The following is a 17,446-nucleotide window of genomic DNA, read 5'->3' as shown; positions in this document are numbered from 1 at the left end:
GGAGAAGCAAGAGCGAACCATGCGTGTTGCTTGAGCGGAGACGGCCGATCCTAGAGCCAGCCCCGTCGCTTGAAAATCACGTACAAACTGACGCAAACCATCCCCATCAAGCCGATCGCGAAGGGGTATCCGAAGCTCCAACTCAACTCAGGCATGACCTCGAAGTTCATGCCGTAGATCGTTCCCACCAACGTGGGTGCAAACAGGATTGCGGCCCACGAGGAGATCTTCTTGATCTCCTCGTTCTGTTCGAAGCCCGCCTCCGCCAACGCCCGCATCTCCGCGTTCTGTTGCTGCGTGACCAGCGTCGCGTTGACCGTGAGGATCTCCGTGAGGGCCTGGCGGAAGCCGTCGACGCGTTCGCTGGTGTGGGTGACGTGGTCGGCCACGTCGCGGAGGTAGCGCTGGAGTTCCTCGTCCGTGCCGTACTTGGCGAAGCCGGCCATCAGGCCGTGCAGCATGCCGACGAGGGGGCGGGTGGCGCGCTGGAACTCGACGATTTCGCGGGAGAGTTCGTAGATGCGGCGGGACACCTCGGGGTCGCCTCGAAAGACTTCCGTCTCGATCTCGTCGATGTCGTTCTGGACGCCGGAGACGACCGGCACATAGCCGTCCACCACCGCGTCCAGGATCGCGTACAGCACCGCCTCCGGGCCCAGGGCCAGCAGCTCCGGGGTTTCCTCCATGCGGCGGCGCACCGCCGACAGGTCGGGGGCGGCGCCGTGGCGGACGGTGATGAGGAAGTCGCGGCCGATGAAGACGTGCAGCTCGCCGAAGTCGACCTCCTCCGGGGCGTCCAGATAGCGGGCCGCGCGCAGGACGACGAAGAGGGTCTCTCCGTACCGTTCCAGCTTCGGGCGCTGATGTGCCTCCAGGGCGTCCTCCACCGCGAGCGGGTGGAGGTCGAACTCCTCGGCCAGGGAGAGGAGTTCGGCCTCCGACGGGCGGTGCAGGCCGATCCACGCCATGCCGTCGCGCGTCTCGCGCAGCCAGCGGAAGGTCTCCGCGAGCGTGTCGGGGGACGAGACCCGGCGGCCGTCCCGGTACAGCGCGGACTCCACGATGCTGCGGTGGTCGTGGCGTACGGGCCCGGGGGAGGTCTGTGCGGTGGCCGACGGGGGCGTGGGCGCCGGTGGGCTCGGCGGCGGGGCCGGCTGGCGTCGCCAGGAGTGCTTCCTGGAGGGCACGGACCTCTCGGGGTCCTTTCCCCGGTCGGCCATGGGTCCACCTCTCGTACCGTCCGCCGCCGCCCACTTCGTCTCGGTGCAGGATATACGGCCCAAATGTCGCAGGCTCGGCGTTCCGGACGCCCTCCGCGCCCTGGGCCCTTGGCGCCTCGCGCCCTCCGCGCCCTGGGCCCTTGGCGCCTCGCGCCCGCCGTGCCTCGCGCCCGCCGTGCCCTGCGCCCGCCGTGCCCTGCGCGTCCCGTGCCCTTCGCGCCCCGCGCCCTTCGCGCCCCGCGCCCTTCCGTGTCCTCCCTCCTTCGGGGACCCGCATCGAGGACAGGATCTGTCCTCCATGGGCGCTAGCGTGCCCGTATGGCCTCGCAGATCACCACCCGCGCCCTCAACCGCGCCACCCTCGACCGTCAGCACCTCCTGCGCCGCACTTCCGTGCTCGGGCCGAAGGAGGCTGTCTCGCACCTCGTCGGGCTGCAGGCGCAGAACGTGAAGCCGCCGTACTTCGCGCTCTGGGCCCGGCTCGCGGGGTTCCGGCCCGAGCAGCTCTCCGCGCTCATCGAAGCCCGCGAGCTCGTACGGATCGTGACCCTGCGCTCCACCATCCACCTCCACACCGCCGACGACGTCCTCACCCTGCGCCCGCTCGTCCAGGCGGCCCGGGATCGCGAGCTCAGGCAGTTCCGGGGGCAGCTGGAGGGCGTGGACCTGGCGCGGCTCGCCGCGACCGTGCGTGGGCTGGTGGAGGAGCGGCCGTACTCCATGAAGGAGATCCGGGACGTGCTGAGCGAGCAGTGGCCCGACGCCACGCCCCTCGCACTCTCCCTCGCGGCGCGCTGCTCGCTGCCGCTCGTGCAGGTCACCCCGCGCGGGCTGTGGGGGCGCAGCGGGCGGGTCGCGCTGACCACCGCCGAGCACTGGCTGGGGCGGCCGCCGGGGCCGGTCCCGGCACCTGACGACACGGTGCTGCGCTATCTCGCCGCGTTCGGGCCCGCCTCCGTCAAGGACATGCAGACCTGGGCGGGACTGACCCGGCTGGGTGAGGTCTTCGAGCGGCTGCGGCCCCGGCTCGTCACCTTCCGTGACGAGAACGGCGTCGAGCTCTTCGACCTCCCGGACGCGCCCCGCCCCGACGAGGACACCCCGGCCCAGCCGCGCTTCCTGCCGGAGTTCGACAACCTGCTGCTGTCGCATGCCGACCGTACGCGGGTGATCCCGGCCCCGTACTGGGGCCGCGCCTGGAAGGGCAATCAGGCCTTCCCCACCCTCCTCGTGGACGGCTTCCTCGCCGGGGTGTGGCGCCTGGAGGAGGCGGCGAGGGGCGGGCGCGCCGTACTCACCGTTCAGCCGTTCGGGGCGCTCGGCCGGGGCCGGCGCGACGAGGTGGCCGCCGAGGGCGAGCGGCTGCTCGCGGAGATGACCCCGGCCGCCATCACCTCGTACGAGGTCCGCTTCGGGGATGTCATGGGCTGACCCTCGTCGTGGGCTGACCCTCGTCACGGCCTCTCACGCCTCACGCCTCACGGCCTCACGCCTCACGGCCCGGATGGCACGCGCCTCACAACCCCCGCGCCCGCTGGTCCTCGCACGGCGGGCCGCACCAACCGGCGGGCACAGGGGTGCTCGACGGGTGTACGGGGTACGGCGGCGGGGGCCGCGAGCTGGGGGTCGACCGTCACCGTGGTCACGCCGAGCGGCGCGGCCAGCGACCGCAGCGCGGGCTCCGCGAGCCGGATCCAGCTCTGGCCGGGACCGAGCACCGCGTACAGCCGCTCGGGACTGGTGAAGCCGACGGCGGTCCGCACGCCCAGCGGGGTGCGCGAGAAGCGCACCTGCTGTCCTCCGGCAGAGCCGAGCCGAACCGGTACGTACAACCCGACCGGCACGTGCGGGGGCGTTGCCGGGCCGGGTTCGGCGGGGTCCGCGTCGTCGACGGTGAGAATGTCCATGATGGGTGCCCTCCGAAGGCGGAGTCGGGCCGGGCGTTCGGTCCGGCCGGGGCGACGCGTCCAAGCTATGCCTGCCGCTGTGCTGACCGGCCCCGTCCTGACGCGCTGTTGATCCCGTTCCGCCTGAAGTTGACGGACCTCTAGCGGTCGGCTCTTCGGGTGCGGACCGGCTGTGGCTGGTCGCCCCCGGGTCGCCTTCCTCCCGTTCCGCGCGCCGGGCCGCACCCCTGCCGACCGGTCTCGCCGTGCACGCACACACCGCCGCCCCTCCTCGCCGGGGGCGGGGGAATCCGCCGCGCGTACTTCCCCCGCACCCCCCTGCGGGGGTAAAGAGGCCTGGTCACAGATATGGCGGCGCACCGCAGGGTGGTAGAGAGTGGCCAGGCAATGAGGAGGGCACATGGACGCACGTGGCGCCACGCAGGAGTTCCGGGCCGGACGGGACTTCCTGCTGGAGCACCGGGAGGACTACGCGACGGCCTGTCAGGGGTTCACCTGGCCGCGCCCCGAGCGGTTCAACTGGGCGCTCGACTGGTTCGACGTCATCGCCGAGGGCAACGGCGCCACCGCCCTGCACATCGTCGAGGAGGACGGCCGCGAGGTGCGGATCTCCTACGCGGAGATGTCCGCCTACTCCGACCAGGTCGCCAACTGGCTGCGTGCCCAGGGCGTACAGGCCGGGGACCGCGTCGTCGTGATGCTCGGCAACCAGCGGGAGCTGTGGATGACCGCGCTGGCCGCGATGAAGCTGCGGGCGGTCGTCATCCCCGCGACCCCGCTTCTGGGCCCGGCCGACCTGCGGGACCGGATCGAGCGCGGACGCGCCCGGCACGTGATCGTACGGGCCGAGGACGCGGGCAAGTTCGCGGACGTGCCGGGGGAGTACACCCGGATCGCCGTCAGTCCGCCCGGCGCCGACCCCGTTCCCGGGTGGCTGGACTTCGGCGGGGCGTTCGGGGCGGACGCGGAGTTCGAGCCGGACGGTGAGACCCTGGCCGACGACCCGCTGATGCTCTACTTCACCTCCGGCACCACGGCCCGCCCCAAGCTCGTCGAGCACACCCATGTGTCGTACCCCGTGGGGCACTTGGCGACCATGTACTGGATCGGGCTCAGGCCGGGCGACGTGCACCTGAACATCTCCTCGCCCGGCTGGGCCAAGCACGCCTGGTCGAACCTCTTCGCCCCGTGGAACGCCGAGGCCACCGTCTTCATCTACAACTACACACGCTTCGACGCGGCCCGGCTCATGTCCGCGATGGACGCGGCGGGCGTCACCAGCTTCTGCGCGCCGCCCACGGTGTGGCGGATGCTCATCCAGGCGGACCTGAGCGCGCTGCGCACCCCGCCCCGCGAGGTCGTCGCGGCCGGGGAGCCGCTCAACCCGGAGGTCATCGAGACGGTCCGGCGGGAGTGGGGCCGGGTCATCCGGGACGGCTTCGGGCAGACCGAGACGGCCGTCCAAGTCGCCAACACGCCAGGTCAGTTGCTCAAGACCGGTTCGATGGGCCGGCCGAGCCCCGGCTACAAGGTGGAGCTCCTGGACCCGGTGACGGGCGAACCGGGCGCGACCGAGGGCGAGATCGCCCTCGACCTCTCGGCCCGCCCGGTCGGCCTGATGACCGGCTACCACGGCGACCCGGAGCGTACGGCCGAGTCGATGGCGGGCGGCTACTACCGCACCGGCGACATCGGCTCGCGCGACGAGGACGGCTACATCACGTATGTCGGCCGTGCGGACGACGTCTTCAAGGCATCCGACTACAAGATCTCCCCCTTCGAGCTGGAGAGCGCGCTCCTGGAGCACGAGGCGGTGGCCGAGGCCGCCGTCGTGCCCGCGCCCGACGCGCTGCGGCTGGCCGTGCCCAAGGCGTACGTCGTGCTCGCGGCGGGCTGGGAGCCGGGCCGCGACACCGCGAAGGTGCTGTTCGAGCACTCGCGCGCGGTCCTCGCCCCGTACAAGCGCATCCGCCGGATCGAGTTCGGCGAGCTGCCCAAGACGGTCTCCGGGAAGATCCGCCGCATCGAGCTGCGCGAGGCGACGGCGGCGGGCTCGACGGCCGAGTACGACGAAGGGGACCTGCGGTGACGGACCTTCCGGTGACGGACCTGCCGACGACGGACCTTCCGGTGACCGGTCTTTCGTACACCCACGGCACCAGCGGCACGCCGCTGCTCGGCGAGACCATCGGGGCCAACCTGGACCGGGCGGCCGCCGCCTGGCCGGACCGCGAGGCGCTGGTCGACGTGGAGTCCGGACGGCGCTGGACGTACGCGGAGTTCGCCGCGGCCGTCGACGAGCTGGCCCGCGCGCTGCTCGGCAGCGGGGTCGGCAGGGGCGACCGGGTCGGCATCTGGGCGGTGAACTGCCCGGAGTGGGTGCTCGTGCAGTACGCCACGGCCCGGATCGGCGCGGTCATGGTGAACATCAACCCGGCGTACCGGGCGCACGAGCTCGCGTATGTACTGAAACAGGCCGGGATCTCGCTGCTGGTCGCCTCGACGGCGTACCGGACGAGTGACTACCGGGCGCTGGTGGAGCAGGCGCGTCCGCAGTGCCCGCAGCTGCGGGCGGTGCACTACATCGGGGACCCGTCCTGGGACGCTCTGCTGTCGGCGGCCGAGTACGTGACACCGCCCGAACTGATCGCTCGTGGGGCCGAGTTGTCGTGCGACGACCCGATCAACATCCAGTACACCTCGGGTACCACCGGCTTCCCCAAGGGAGCGACGCTCTCCCACCACAACATCCTCAACAACGGCTATTTCGTGGGGGAGTTGCTCTCCTACACCGAGCAGGACCGGATCTGTGTCCCGGTGCCCTTCTACCACTGCTTCGGCATGGTGATGGGCAACCTCGCGGCCACCTCGCACGGCGCCTGCGTCGTGATCCCGGCGCCGTCCTTCGACCCGGCGGCGACCCTGCGGGCGGTGGAGCGGGAGCGGTGCACCTCGCTGTACGGGGTGCCGACGATGTTCATCGCGGAGCTGAACCTGCCTGACTTCGGCTCGTACGACCTGTCCTCACTGCGTACGGGGATCATGGCCGGGTCGCCGTGCCCGGTCGAGGTGATGAAACGGGTCGTCGCGGAGATGAACATGGCCGAGGTGTCCATCTGCTACGGCATGACGGAGACGTCCCCCGTCTCCACCCAGACGCGCGTCGAGGACGACCTGGAGCGCAGGACCGGCACGGTGGGGCGGGTCATGCCGCACATCGAGGTGAAGGTGGTGGACCCGGCCACCGGCGTCACCCTGCCGCGCGGCGAGGCGGGCGAGCTGTGCACCCGCGGCTACAGCGTGATGCTCGGCTACTGGGACGAGCCGGAGCGGACCGCCGAGGCGATCGACGCGGGGCGCTGGATGCACACGGGTGATCTGGCGGTGCTGCGCGAGGACGGTTACGTCCAGATCGTCGGCCGGATCAAGGACATGATCATCCGGGGTGGTGAGAACGTCTATCCACGCGAGATCGAGGAGTTCCTCTACGCCCACCCGAAGATCGCGGACGTCCAGGTGGTGGGCGTGCCCGACGAGAAGTACGGCGAGGAGATCCTGGCCTGCGTCATCCCTCGCGACCCCGCGGACCCGCCCACGCTGGAGGACATCGCCGCCTTCTGCCGCGACCGCCTGGCGCACTACAAGGTGCCGCGGCGGCTGCGGATCCTGACGGAGTTCCCGATGACGGTGAGCGGGAAGGTGCGGAAGGTGGAGCTGAGGGAGGGGTACGGGGAGCAGCGAGGCTCTTGAGGGGGCTCTTGAGGGGTGCGCCCCGCTCGGCTCCGGGGCCGCTTGCTGTAGTCGCAGCCCCCTCGCCGCCGGGGTGCGCCCCCGCTCTGGCTCAGGGGCCGGTCGCCACCAGCTCGTCCGCCGCGTCGTTGACGGGCTGGGGCGTGCCCGTCAGGTCCATCACGAACAGCGGGATGCACAGGTCGTCGCCCCGGGCCCGGGCGTCCTTGGTGTAGCCGGCGAGGGAGAAGTAGACGCCGGTGACCGAGCTGCTGAGCGCGTTCAGCCACAGGCACTCCACCGCGCGCAGTGACGCCGGGCGCGTCGTCGGGTCGACCTGGGCGACCAGGCCGGGCCCGCGCAGATCGATCCCGGAGGCGGGGCGCGCCTCGGACTGCAGGACGTCGCGGAAGCCGAGCCACTTCAGATAGAGCGCCGCGGCGGTCACCGCGTCCCGTGCGGTACGGATGGTCACCGGCCGGAACGCCGGGCGCGGGGGCGCGGCGGTCGGCGGGACCGGGATGTGGACCGGCAGCGGGGCGGGCGCGGAGACCGGCCGGACCGGAATCCGCAGCACCGCGCCGCACGAGCACCCGAGCTCCGGCTGCGGCCACTGGTCCTGCCGCCCGCAGGCGTCACAGCGCACGACGACCCAGTCGTCGGTCCAGGTGCGATGGGTGATCGGCTCGGGCGCGGCCCCGCGTTGCAGGGGCGGCGCGAGCGGGGCGCCGCAGGGGCAGGGGTAGGTGGTCGCGGCATACCGATGCTGCCGCCGGCACACCGGGCACCGCACCCCAAGCGTCTCCCGCCCGAGCCCGGCCCAGGGCCGGTCGGTAGGGCCGCCGGGGTAGCCGGTGCTGCCGGGGCCGGTGGAGAGGCGGAGGGGGTGCCCGTCCGGGCCGGGGCCCCTGGTCCCGCCGGGGCCCTCCGTACCGCCCCCGCGTCCGCCATCCCGCATCCCGCCCCGCCGCTCCGACCCGCCGGAGCCCCCGGCCCCGCCGCCGTACCTTCCGGTTCCGCCGTCGCCCTTGTCGTCGCCCTTGTCGTCCACGTCGTCCACCCCGTGGTCGTCCACGTCGTCCACCCCGTGCTCGCCGCCCTTACGGCCCGTCGTGCGCCCATCGTCCCCCACCCGCGCTCGCCCGGGAGGCGACTTCGGGGATCCCTTGACGCGCCTCCGTACGCCCCCTACATTATTTCCATATAGCAGAACTAAACTTCCGCATTACGGAATCTCGGCTCTCAGGTGGCGCGACAGAGCCCGATCCGCCAGGCCGAAGCAGGAGCACTCCATGCCTCGTATGACCGCTGCCCGAGCGGCAGTTGAGATCCTCAAGCGCGAAGGCGTCACCAACGCGTTCGGCGTGCCGGGCGCGGCGATCAACCCCTTCTACGCGGCCCTCGAGGCCGGCGGCGGCATCCAGCACACGCTGGCCCGCCACGTCGAGGGCGCGTCCCACATGGCCGAGGGGTACACCCGGGCCAACGCCGGGAACATCGGCGTGTGCATCGGCACGTCCGGCCCCGCCGGCACCGACATGATCACCGGCCTGTACTCGGCGATCGCCGACTCCATCCCGATCCTCTGCATCACGGGCCAGGCGCCGGTCGCCAAGCTCCACAAGGAGGACTTCCAGGCGGTCGACATCGCGAGCATCGCGAAGCCGGTCACCAAGGCCGCGACCACCGTCCTGGAGGCCGCGCAGGTCCCCGGCGTGTTCCAGCAGGCGTTCCACCTGATGCGCTCCGGCCGCCCCGGCCCGGTCCTCATCGACCTGCCGATCGACGTCCAGCTCACCGAGATCGACTTCGACCCGGACACGTACGAGCCGCTGCCGGTCTACAAGCCGGCCGCGACCCGCGCCCAGGTCGAGAAGGCGATCGGCTTCCTGCTGGAGTCCGAGCGCCCGCTGATCGTCGCGGGCGGCGGCGTCATCAACGCCGACGCGTCCGAACTGCTCGTGGAGTTCGCCGAGTTGACGGGTACGCCCGTCGTGCCGACCCTGATGGGCTGGGGCATCCTCGCCGACGACCACGAGCTGAACGCCGGCATGGTCGGCCTGCAGACCTCGCACCGCTACGGCAACGCGAACTTCCTGGAGTCCGACTTCGTCCTCGGCATCGGCAACCGCTGGGCCAACCGCCACACCGGCGAGCTGGACGTCTACACCAAGGGCCGCAAGTTCGTCCACGTCGACGTCGAGCCGACCCAGATCGGCAAGATCTTCGCGCCGGACTACGGCATCGCCTCCGACGCCAAGGCCGCGCTGACCCTCTTCGTCGAGGTGGCGAAGGAGCTGAAGGCCGCGGGCAGGCTGCCCGACCGCAGCGCGTGGGCGGCCTCCACCCAGGAGCGCAAGGCGCAGCTCCAGCGCCGTACGCACTTCGACGACGTCCCGCTGAAGCCGCAGCGCGTCTACGAGGAGATGAACCGCGCGTTCGGCCCGGAGACGCGGTACGTCACCACCATCGGCCTCTCCCAGATCGCCGGCGCGCAGATGCTGCACGTCTACAAGCCGCGCCACTGGATCAACTGCGGCCAGGCGGGCCCACTCGGCTGGACCATCCCGGCCGCGCTCGGCGTCGCGACGGCGTCCCCCGAGACCCCGGTCGTCGCGCTCTCCGGCGACTACGACTTCCAGTTCATGCTGGAGGAGCTGGCGGTCGGTGCACAGCACAACATTCCGTACGTCCACGTCCTCGTGAACAACTCCTACCTGGGCCTGATCCGCCAGGCCCAGCGCGGCCTGGACATCAACTTCCAGGTCAACCTGGAGTTCGAGAACATCAACTCCCCGGAGCTGGGCGTCTACGGCGTGGACCACGTCAAGGTCGTCGAGGGCCTGGGCTGCAAGGCGATCCGGGTGACCGAGCCGGACCAGCTGCTGCCGGCCTTCGAGGAGGCCAAGAAGCTGGCCGCCGAGTACCGCGTCCCGGTCGTCGTCGAGGCGATCCTGGAGCGGATCACCAACATCTCGATGGGCGTCAAGATCGACGCGATCAACGAGTTCGAGGAGCTGGCGACCGAGCCCGGCCACGCGCCGACGGCGATCCGCCCGCTGCAGACCTCGTAGGGCCCTGTGAGGGCCCTGAGGGCCCGTACGGACCGACGGCTCCGGAGCCACCCGTGGGGGGCCCCGGAGCCGTCGCCGTTCACTCGTTCGAGTTCACCGGAGGATGTTTCGCCGGTGTTCCGACGGCGTACTGATGGCGTTCCGAGGGCCCCGCGGGCCAATCGTGTCGAATCCGAGACGAGGTGGAGGCGGTGGAACGCGCCGCGACGGCGCATACTGGGTAGACCATGACGCAGCCGTCCGCGCCGAGGCGCCACCTGCCCACCAGTCCCTTCAAAGCTCCGGTCGACCCGCAGGCCAAGACCTTCGCCCTGGGCGATCGGGTCTCCCACGACCAGTTCGGCCTGGGCAGGATCGTCGGCGTAGAGGATGGAGTCGCCATGCTCGTCGACTTCGGTTCCCGCCGCGCCCGCATCCTGAGCCCCTACACCCGCATGCACCGTCTCTGACCGCAGAGCCGCGCGCAACACCGCAAGGCCCCGCCCGCGAGCCGTGGACGGGGCCTTAAACACGTCCGGCGCCCCGTCTGCGGCAGAGGCCGACACCCACGGAGTTCCCACGCCCGCCCCGAAACAGATCAAGGCCGCCTGAAAGCACAGGCAGGGCCTTGATCATCGAGCGCTCGATTCGGGACCGTATCCAGTTTTTTGAACCGGACTTGACCTGCGGTGATGCGGAAAACCCATCCAAATCTGTGCAGTTCGGTGACGCTCAATGTCGCTTCGAGCTGCCGATTGCGGTCCGGTTTGGCCACGGCCAAACGGTCCAGCGGGACAGTCCGGGACCTGCACCGGGTGAGTAGTAAAACCCCGAATCGCGATCAGTCTTGAACATGGCGGTGCCCCCGCCCGAAGGCAGGGGCGCCGCCGGCCACTCCCGCCCGCCTGGGGGGCAGAGGCGGGAGGGCCGTTCTGGGGCGGGGTTACCCGGCAGTCATGTGAACATGGATTCGATTGAAGGTACAAGTACTTACCTTGTAACGAGTCGATGTAGGGTCTGCCCTACATACATTCGATCATGCAGCCGCGAGCGTGGGCAGGTGCCGCGCTCCACCCCACCGCCCGCCTGGGTACTCACCCGCCGCCGGGCCATCGGCGAGCGCATCCGTACGGCACGGCTCCAACGGGACCTCACGCAGGAGCAGGTGGCCATGCGCACCGGCATCGACCGGGCGACGTACAACCGCATCGAGCAGGGCCACGCGAGCCCACTCCTCGACTCCCTGATCCTCATCGCCGACGCGATCGGCGTCCCGCTCCACGAGATCGTCACCCTGTAGCGACCGACAGCGACCTACAGACGGACTAGCACCGCCCCGGGGCGTCGGTGGTCAGGTACCGGGCGCGAGCCCCCAGTGGCCCCGGCCTGTCCGCGACGGGGGACGCAGACAGACCGGGGCTCGGGCCCTGCCCGCACCCGCAGAACGGGGTACTGAGCGCGGGCAGGGGGCTAGCGGGTGCGCTGCCATACGGGCTCAAGGGCCCGTAGTGCGTCGCGCCGTTCCTTGACCCGGGCGAAGAACAGGTCCGGGTCGGAGTCGAACGCGGCGACCAGCTCGAGGTGCAGCCGGTGCGCGTCCTCGGAGATCTCGTATCCGCAGGCGCCGCACCGGTACCAGTCGGAGCCGATCGGGGCGAGCGGAGCAGTGCACTGCGGACACATCACGAATCCTTTATCCGGGCTGGCTGGTGTTGCACGGGTAGCAGATCCACCAGCCGTCTTGCGTCCTGGTCATCGTCTGGCCGCAGCTGGAACACTGCATGATGCCTCCCTCTGTGATGGATGGGTGGTGACCCGTCCCGGCCGGGTTTCCTGGCGAGGTGCTCCGGTCGGGACGGGGGCTCAATGGGCGGCCGTAGCCGCGTAGTCGTAGCGCGGGAAGCCCCAGCTGTCCGCCGGGTGCTGGTCGAGCGGCAGGAGCCGCTGTGACGCCTTGCACGGCGGGCAGGCGTACATGGTCCAGCCGGGGCCGGAGTTCGCGTGGGCGATGCCGATGGCATTGACCTGTGCCATCTCCTGATCTGCCCGCCTGGGTACTCACCCGCCGCCGGGCCATGGGAGACCGCATCCGCGCCGCCCGACTCTGGGCAGACCTCTCCCAAGAGCAGCTCGCCGAGCTTGTTGGGACGTAGCCCCGGCCGCGCCAGCGACTGGCAGCGACCGAGACCAGCACCCACCCCCAGGTGCCCAGCCCAGGGACGGGCGGTCACCGGGGCAGAGACGGCGGTGGCTCTACGTACAGCGGATTGCCCGGGGCCGGGCTGACTCGGACGAACGAGGTCACCAGCGCCCGGAACCCGCCGTGGTCGTGATGCCGGGCAGTGTGCTTGATCGCCCAGTCCTCCGGCCCCTCCGGCGAATCAGCGGGCTCGGACGTGTCGAGGCAGGTCGTGCACTCCATCACGAAGATCGGCCCAGAGGCTCCTGGGGTGGTGTCCGTGCCGAGGATCCACTCTGCGAACCGGATCACCGACCGGACGCTCACAGCATCCGCTCCGGCGCCGGCGACTGCCGCAGCCTGCGTTGCCCGAGCGCCACCAGGTCGGCCACGGCCCGCGCCGCGCACACGCAGCCCACCGCGCTCGGCGGCAGTGCCCAGTACGGACCCGGCCGGGCGGTCAGGTCGACGCGCGGCACGCCCAGCCAGGTTCCCGGCCGCAGGCACTCGACGCGCGGCACCCGCCAGACAGCGTGCGTGCCCGGCGGGACGAGCGCGTAGTACCAGACACCGACGCCGTAGGCGTCATGGATGACCGCCCCGTCCTCCAGGACCTCGGCGAGGAACGAACCAACGACGTCCGGGTCCTCGCCGCCCGCCGCCGCGTGAACGACAGGAGCGGGCAGACGGATCACGTCGAACTTCTCGCCCACCGGCATGAGCGCGATACCCACGTCGAACTCCCGCCGGGCCTGCGCGGGCACGTCGTGGGCCGTGGCGAGCCAGTTGGTGATCGCTCTGCTGGACTGGTTCTTCACGGCGAGACCACCTCGGCGCCCTTGTGCAGGTAGTCGACGAAGGCCGGGCGCTCCAGGCCGTCGAGCCTCGCACGGCCGAGCTTCGTCGACGCGGCCACATCGGCCTCGCTGCGGGCGACGATGCCATCGATTGCGCCGTCCTCCAGCAGGCGGGCCACGCGGGCCAGGGCGTAGCGGTCCGTGGTTCGGTCCAGGGGGCCCGTGTCGTAGACGGCGGCCGTCACGGTCCAGTCGCGCGCCGAGGCGTAGGTGCGCAGCTCGTCCATGACCGGCTTGGGGTCCCGGCCATCTGAGATGCAGGCGTACAGGGCGACACGGCAACCGCCCGTGGCCCCGACGGTGGGGGCGAGCGGGGCCCAGGCCGCGCCGTCCCGAACCTCGCTGGCCCCGGTCGCCTCGGCGCAGCCACGGTGCGCATAGCTGGTCTGGGAGCCGCCGGAGTCGGCGACCATCATGCGGGTAGCGACGTCGGCGCCCGGCTCCTTGTAGACCTCGCAGCGCCGGTGCTGCGCCGGGTCGGTGGGCGGGTACGGAGACGGGTCCGTCGGCGCGAGCGTGGACGCGTCGGCGAGGGACTGCCGCCGGGCGGCTTCCTCGGCGGTGTGGCGATTGACCATGGTCGGCTCCATGTCATCGGGGCTGATGCCGACAGGGTCCACCCACGCCAAGGCCCCGACTATCACGGCATGTTGATAGCCGGGGCCAAGGATTCGCGCAGAGTTATGCGCCCAGCCAGGAGCCGTACGACAAGAAGGAGTCTGGGAGTTGGCGCTTCGCAGCCTCCAGCCCGGAGTACGTCTCCCGAACCGTGGGGTGATACCTCGCCTGTTGCGGCGCGATCTTCCGCGCCCTCACCAAATTCCGGAACGACTCGGCGAGGTCGCCCGTCCACATCTGCGCCCGCGCGACCTCGGCGAAGTGATGGCTCCGCCGCGACGCCGGCCAATCCGCAGGGATGGTCAGGCCCCGCGCGGCCTGCGCAGCATCCCCATACTCGTCCAGCTCAGCCAGCACCGAGACCCGGTGGACACCGACGTTCGTCGGCCCGAACGAAAGCCAGTGCACATCGACAGCCTCGCCCGTGGACTCGGCGAGCCGAGCCGCCTCGTCCAGGTGCCCAGTCGCCCGGCTCCCGTCCTTCGAGCGCCCAGCCATGACCGCCGCGCCAAGATGCAGCTGCCCCGTCAACACATTGCGCTCCCGGCCAGCGTCCGCCTGCTCCAGCGTGCGCAGGCCGAGGTCGACGAGCCGCTCCCCGGTGCGGTACTGCCCCGCCCGCATATAGGTCAGGGCCCGCATATACCGGTACATGCCGCCGACGACCGCGTCTGAGCCGCGCTGCGCTGCCCAGTCCATGCGCGTGAGAGCGATCGTCGCCAGGTCGTAGTAGCCGAGCTTCGAGGCGACGTCGTACGCCGTGCGGTAGGTGCTGGCGAGCAGCAGCCAGGAGTCCCGGCTCGGCGCGGCGTGGGCGGCCGTGGTCGCCTCCTGGATGAGCCCGGGAACCTGGCTCGCGACCTGCTTGATCTCGCCCGCCCGGACAGCGACGAGGAGCGCCTCGGCGTCGTCGGCCAAGAGCCGATGTGCGCGGGGCCTGATGTCCGGGTCGGCCCCGAGGTCGTAGACGTCCAGGGCCTCGCGGATCGGCCGAATCAGTATGTCCAGCTCGTCAGCGCGAAGTTCGGTGATGTACGGCTGCCCGGTGACGGTGGCGACCTCGACACCGAGGGCGCGGGCAACAGCGGCCGCAACGTACGGAGAGGCGGGGATGACGCCCTGTTCGGTCTTGGTCAGCGTGCTGTAGGAGACGAGAGAGAGGTCCGCGAGGGCCCTCTGGGTGAGATGCCGTTCGAGGCGCAGGCGCTTGATGCGCGCGCCGGTGTGGTCATGGGGCAGACCGTGCATACTGAACTCCGTTCTGACTCGACACCAGAACGGTACTCGCGGTCGGCTCCGTGAGTCACCGCCGAACGCCCCCTCCGCCCGCAGGCAGAGGGGGCGTCGTGCATCTCACCGCACCCTGGGCATGACGAAAGCGCCCCCTCCCGCCCGAAGGCGAGAGGGGGCGTTCACGATCATGGGTACTGCCTGCGGTACGGATCCAGCCCCAGCGACAACAGGCCCTTCCGTGCTGGGGCTGGCGTCGACGGCGGGGCCGCGTCCCGGCGGCACACCAGCGCATCCGGATCACTCGGCGGGGGCTGGAGCGAGTAGCCGTCCGGGCAGGTCTGGCCGTCGCGGCCGGGAGCGCCGTCGGCACCGTCGCGGCCGTCCTTGCCATCCACGCCCGGTGGTCCGGCAGGACCAGCCGGACCAGTGGGCCCGGCCGGGCCGGGAGCACCATCCGTACCCTGCTGCCCCGTCGCCGAGGTACCCGCCGCACCGGTGGCGCCGATCTTCCCCGGTGGGCCCGTCGCGCCCACTGGCCCCGTCGGCCCGACAGGCCCCGGCTCACCCTGCGCACCCGTCGGCCCCGGCGGACCAGCCTGCCCCTCACCCGCCGGACCCCGACTCCCCGGCGGCCCCGCGATGGGCGTCCCACCCATGTGCTGCACCTGCTGAGCCAGCGCATCCCGCGCGCTATTCGACGTCGCGAGATCCGCACGCAGCTGCACGATCGCCAGCAGGATTCCGGCGAGCACCATCCCCAGGAACAAAGCCCCGGCGACCGTCCAGACGTCGCCGCGCTGTCGCCGCCGGTCTTCAGTACGGATCGCAGACCGCATCACGACGACCCCGCTCCCAGAGTCAGCAACAGGATGACCGGCAACAGGATCCCGATTACGGGCACGATCACGGCACCGATGAGCCAGCGGCGCGTCGCGACGATCCTCTCGGCGTCCTTCTCGCGGAGCGCCTCCAGGGTCGTCACGCGCGTGGCGAGGGCCTCGTGCCGGAGGTCGTAGACCCGCTGGTCGACCTTGTCGTCCATGCGGCGGCCGAGCTGCTGGATGTCTTCGCGGACATCGGCGAGCCGGTCCTCAAAGCGCCTGGCGATCTCCCCGAGGGTCGGCTCGTCGGTCACGTGCTACTCCGATCCGATCAGACGCCCTTGGCGAGGGACGCGCTGTTGGTCACCGACCGGAGCCGGGCGAACAGCCCCTTCGCCAGCGCCAGTACGGCGCCGACACCGCCGGACAGCGCGGCGTACCACATGCTCCCGTCGAGCGGCTGGGACACGGCGAACCCGGCGATGAAGGCCTGGAGGAAGGTCGTGAGTACTCGCTCGGTCAGGTCACGCGCGTACGTCTTCCCCGTCTTGATCACCGTGTCGGCAGTCGGGAGAGAAGGCATGGACATGGGCAGATCCGTTCTGTGAGAGCCCGGCAGGACTACCGGTCAGGTGGTGGGGGTCGCGTCGTGCACGGTGACATCGACATCGACGACCGCGTCCGCGATGGCCTTCTGCACGGCGGCCACGAGCGTCGCGGTGTCGACTCCCGAGTGGAGATCGCCGACCGCCCGGGTCAGCGCGGTGAGCGCAGCACCTTGTGCAAGGGACTGCCGATACAGGGCGTTGAGCAGGGCCCACGCGTCGAACGTCCCGTCGCCCTTGTAGGCCCACGTCCCGAACTGGACGAGGGACCGGATCTCCGCGAGCTGCTTGGCCTGGTCAGGCGTCATGTCGTCCTCCTCGGACGTGGTGGTGAACTGGGGCCAGGAGCCGGGGTCCTGGTGGTCGTTTTCGGGGACGTGCGCGTGCGCGTACCAGCCGCCGTGCGTCTCCCACGTGGCCTCGTCGCGGTGCGAGGTGAAGTCGACCGGGCGGCCCATCGGCCACACGTCCGGCACGCCCCACGAGCGCACCCACGCGTGCAGCTGCTCCCAGCCCTTGCACGGGGTGTCCACCAGCCGCGGGTAGACCCGCCCGTCGACCCGGCAGTACGGGAAGAAGAGGCATTCGATCTGAATCACGACGCTGCCCGCGCGGTTCGTGCGCGTCCCGCCCGCCGAGTCCACGACGCTCTTCGACCGGGAGGTGGCCGGGTAGAACTGGGTGACCTCCCCTGTGAACGGGTTCCACAGGATGTGCGGGGCGGCGCTCGAACCGGACCCGCCGAAGTAGGAGCGCAGGCTGGAGAACGGCACCAGGTCGGCCGGCGCACTGGCGGACGCGTTGCGGTCCCACGTGATGTGCGCGATCGCCTTCGCCGGGCCCCCATCCGTCGGCGCCGTATCGGGCAGAGCAAGCCGGGACGCCCCCGGCATCCACAGGTCAGGCATGGTCGCCTCCAGGGCATGAAGAAACCCCGGGCCGACGGCGCGGGGCGAGGGCGGACGGAGCTATTCGACGGGGGGCGGGATCGTCGTGTCCGGCGTGATGGTCTCGCTGATCTTCCGCATGGACACGGACACGATCGTTGGCACCGCGAGGACAGCGTCCATGACGCCCTGGATGATCGCCGCCTCGGCTGTCGAGTCCATCGGCCAGCCGCCCGCGTTCTCGACGGCGATCCGGAACTCAACGGGATAGCTACCGCCGGCGTCGGCCCCGGTGATGACGTAGATCGGCGGGAGGAACTTCACTTCAAGCAAGGGT

At 70.9% G+C, this 17,446-nt stretch carries 19 protein-coding genes; 6 read left to right on the top strand and 13 right to left on the bottom strand.

Annotated features, from left to right (window positions below):
- Positions 1–50 precede the first annotated feature (50 nt).
- A complete protein-coding gene (locus tag AB0G17_RS13175) occupies positions 51–1,220 on the bottom strand; it encodes a magnesium and cobalt transport protein CorA (protein ID WP_361380251.1) in 1,170 nt (389 codons plus the stop codon).
- Between the two features lie 318 nt (positions 1,221–1,538).
- Between AB0G17_RS13175 and AB0G17_RS13170 the strand changes: the two genes are divergently transcribed.
- Positions 1,539–2,651 (top strand): winged helix DNA-binding domain-containing protein, encoded by a 1,113-nt coding sequence (locus AB0G17_RS13170; protein ID WP_361380248.1) that lies wholly within the window; start codon positions 1,539–1,541, stop codon positions 2,649–2,651.
- A gap of 62 nt (positions 2,652–2,713) precedes the next feature.
- Here the strand turns inward: AB0G17_RS13170 and AB0G17_RS13165 are convergent, their stop codons facing one another.
- The gene (locus tag AB0G17_RS13165; protein ID WP_361380616.1) at positions 2,714–3,130 is read right to left on the bottom strand and encodes an SAV_915 family protein; all 417 of its coding nucleotides are present in this window, start codon (positions 3,128–3,130) and stop codon (positions 2,714–2,716) included.
- A 397-nt stretch (positions 3,131–3,527) separates the two neighbouring features.
- On the opposite strand from AB0G17_RS13165, the gene AB0G17_RS13160 reads away from it, so the two are divergent.
- A complete protein-coding gene (locus tag AB0G17_RS13160; protein ID WP_361380245.1) occupies positions 3,528–5,216 on the top strand; it encodes an AMP-binding protein in 1,689 nt (562 codons plus the stop codon).
- A gap of 41 nt (positions 5,217–5,257) precedes the next feature.
- Positions 5,258–6,877: an AMP-binding protein gene (locus AB0G17_RS13155; protein WP_361380613.1), complete on the top strand. Its 1,620-nt coding sequence runs from the start codon at positions 5,258–5,260 to the stop codon at positions 6,875–6,877.
- 91 nt (positions 6,878–6,968) lie between these two features.
- Here the strand turns inward: AB0G17_RS13155 and AB0G17_RS13150 are convergent, their stop codons facing one another.
- Complete coding sequence (locus AB0G17_RS13150; RefSeq protein WP_361380610.1) at positions 6,969–7,649, bottom strand: hypothetical protein; 681 nt, start codon at positions 7,647–7,649, stop codon at positions 6,969–6,971.
- A 499-nt stretch (positions 7,650–8,148) separates the two neighbouring features.
- On the opposite strand from AB0G17_RS13150, the gene gcl reads away from it, so the two are divergent.
- The 3 genes from gcl to AB0G17_RS13135 all read left to right on the top strand — a co-directional run bounded on the left by gcl (position 8,149) and on the right by AB0G17_RS13135 (position 11,209).
- Positions 8,149–9,930, top strand: a complete 1,782-nt coding sequence (gene gcl / locus AB0G17_RS13145) for a glyoxylate carboligase (RefSeq protein WP_361380242.1) — start codon at positions 8,149–8,151, stop codon at positions 9,928–9,930.
- 227 nt (positions 9,931–10,157) lie between these two features.
- Positions 10,158–10,379 carry a hypothetical protein gene (locus AB0G17_RS13140; RefSeq protein ID WP_361380240.1) on the top strand — a complete coding sequence of 74 codons (222 nt, stop codon included), beginning with the start codon at positions 10,158–10,160 and terminating at the stop codon, positions 10,377–10,379.
- A gap of 590 nt (positions 10,380–10,969) precedes the next feature.
- Complete coding sequence (locus AB0G17_RS13135) at positions 10,970–11,209, top strand: helix-turn-helix transcriptional regulator (RefSeq protein ID WP_361380237.1); 240 nt, start codon at positions 10,970–10,972, stop codon at positions 11,207–11,209.
- Between the two features lie 170 nt (positions 11,210–11,379).
- Here AB0G17_RS13135 and AB0G17_RS13130 read toward each other — a convergent pair whose 3' ends face one another.
- From AB0G17_RS13130 to AB0G17_RS13085, 10 genes are all read right to left on the bottom strand, one after another.
- On the bottom strand, positions 11,380–11,592 hold the full coding sequence (locus AB0G17_RS13130; protein ID WP_361380234.1) for a hypothetical protein: 213 nt from the start codon (positions 11,590–11,592) through the stop codon (positions 11,380–11,382).
- 180 nt (positions 11,593–11,772) lie between these two features.
- Positions 11,773–11,943, bottom strand: a complete 171-nt coding sequence (locus AB0G17_RS13125; RefSeq protein ID WP_361380231.1) for a hypothetical protein — start codon at positions 11,941–11,943, stop codon at positions 11,773–11,775.
- 193 nt (positions 11,944–12,136) lie between these two features.
- Positions 12,137–12,400, bottom strand: a complete 264-nt coding sequence (locus AB0G17_RS13120; RefSeq protein ID WP_361380228.1) for a hypothetical protein — start codon at positions 12,398–12,400, stop codon at positions 12,137–12,139.
- A gap of 11 nt (positions 12,401–12,411) precedes the next feature.
- Entirely contained in the window at positions 12,412–12,906 is a 495-nt protein-coding gene (locus tag AB0G17_RS13115) for a hypothetical protein (protein ID WP_361380225.1), read from the bottom strand.
- A complete protein-coding gene (locus tag AB0G17_RS13110) occupies positions 12,903–13,523 on the bottom strand; it encodes a hypothetical protein (protein ID WP_361380222.1) in 621 nt (206 codons plus the stop codon). The genes AB0G17_RS13115 and AB0G17_RS13110 overlap by 4 nt, the downstream gene beginning before the upstream one ends.
- Positions 13,524–13,626: 103 nt before the next feature.
- Entirely contained in the window at positions 13,627–14,811 is a 1,185-nt protein-coding gene (locus AB0G17_RS13105) for a helix-turn-helix transcriptional regulator (protein WP_361380219.1), read from the bottom strand.
- Positions 14,812–15,631: 820 nt separating this feature from the next.
- A complete protein-coding gene (locus tag AB0G17_RS13100; RefSeq protein WP_361380216.1) occupies positions 15,632–15,931 on the bottom strand; it encodes a hypothetical protein in 300 nt (99 codons plus the stop codon).
- 17 nt (positions 15,932–15,948) lie between these two features.
- Complete coding sequence (locus tag AB0G17_RS13095) at positions 15,949–16,206, bottom strand: hypothetical protein (protein ID WP_361380213.1); 258 nt, start codon at positions 16,204–16,206, stop codon at positions 15,949–15,951.
- A 39-nt stretch (positions 16,207–16,245) separates the two neighbouring features.
- The gene (locus tag AB0G17_RS13090) at positions 16,246–17,130 is read right to left on the bottom strand and encodes an endolysin (RefSeq protein WP_361380210.1); all 885 of its coding nucleotides are present in this window, start codon (positions 17,128–17,130) and stop codon (positions 16,246–16,248) included.
- 60 nt (positions 17,131–17,190) lie between these two features.
- On the bottom strand, positions 17,191–17,442 hold the full coding sequence (locus AB0G17_RS13085; RefSeq protein WP_361380207.1) for a hypothetical protein: 252 nt from the start codon (positions 17,440–17,442) through the stop codon (positions 17,191–17,193).
- Between the last annotated feature and the right edge of the window lie 4 nt (positions 17,443–17,446).

Source organism: Streptomyces sp. NPDC023838, assembly GCF_040639555.1.
Taxonomy (GTDB): domain Bacteria; phylum Actinomycetota; class Actinomycetes; order Streptomycetales; family Streptomycetaceae; genus Streptomyces.
The sequence above is the reverse complement of the archived record's forward strand: the minus strand, read 5'-3'. Positions and strand labels throughout refer to the sequence as shown.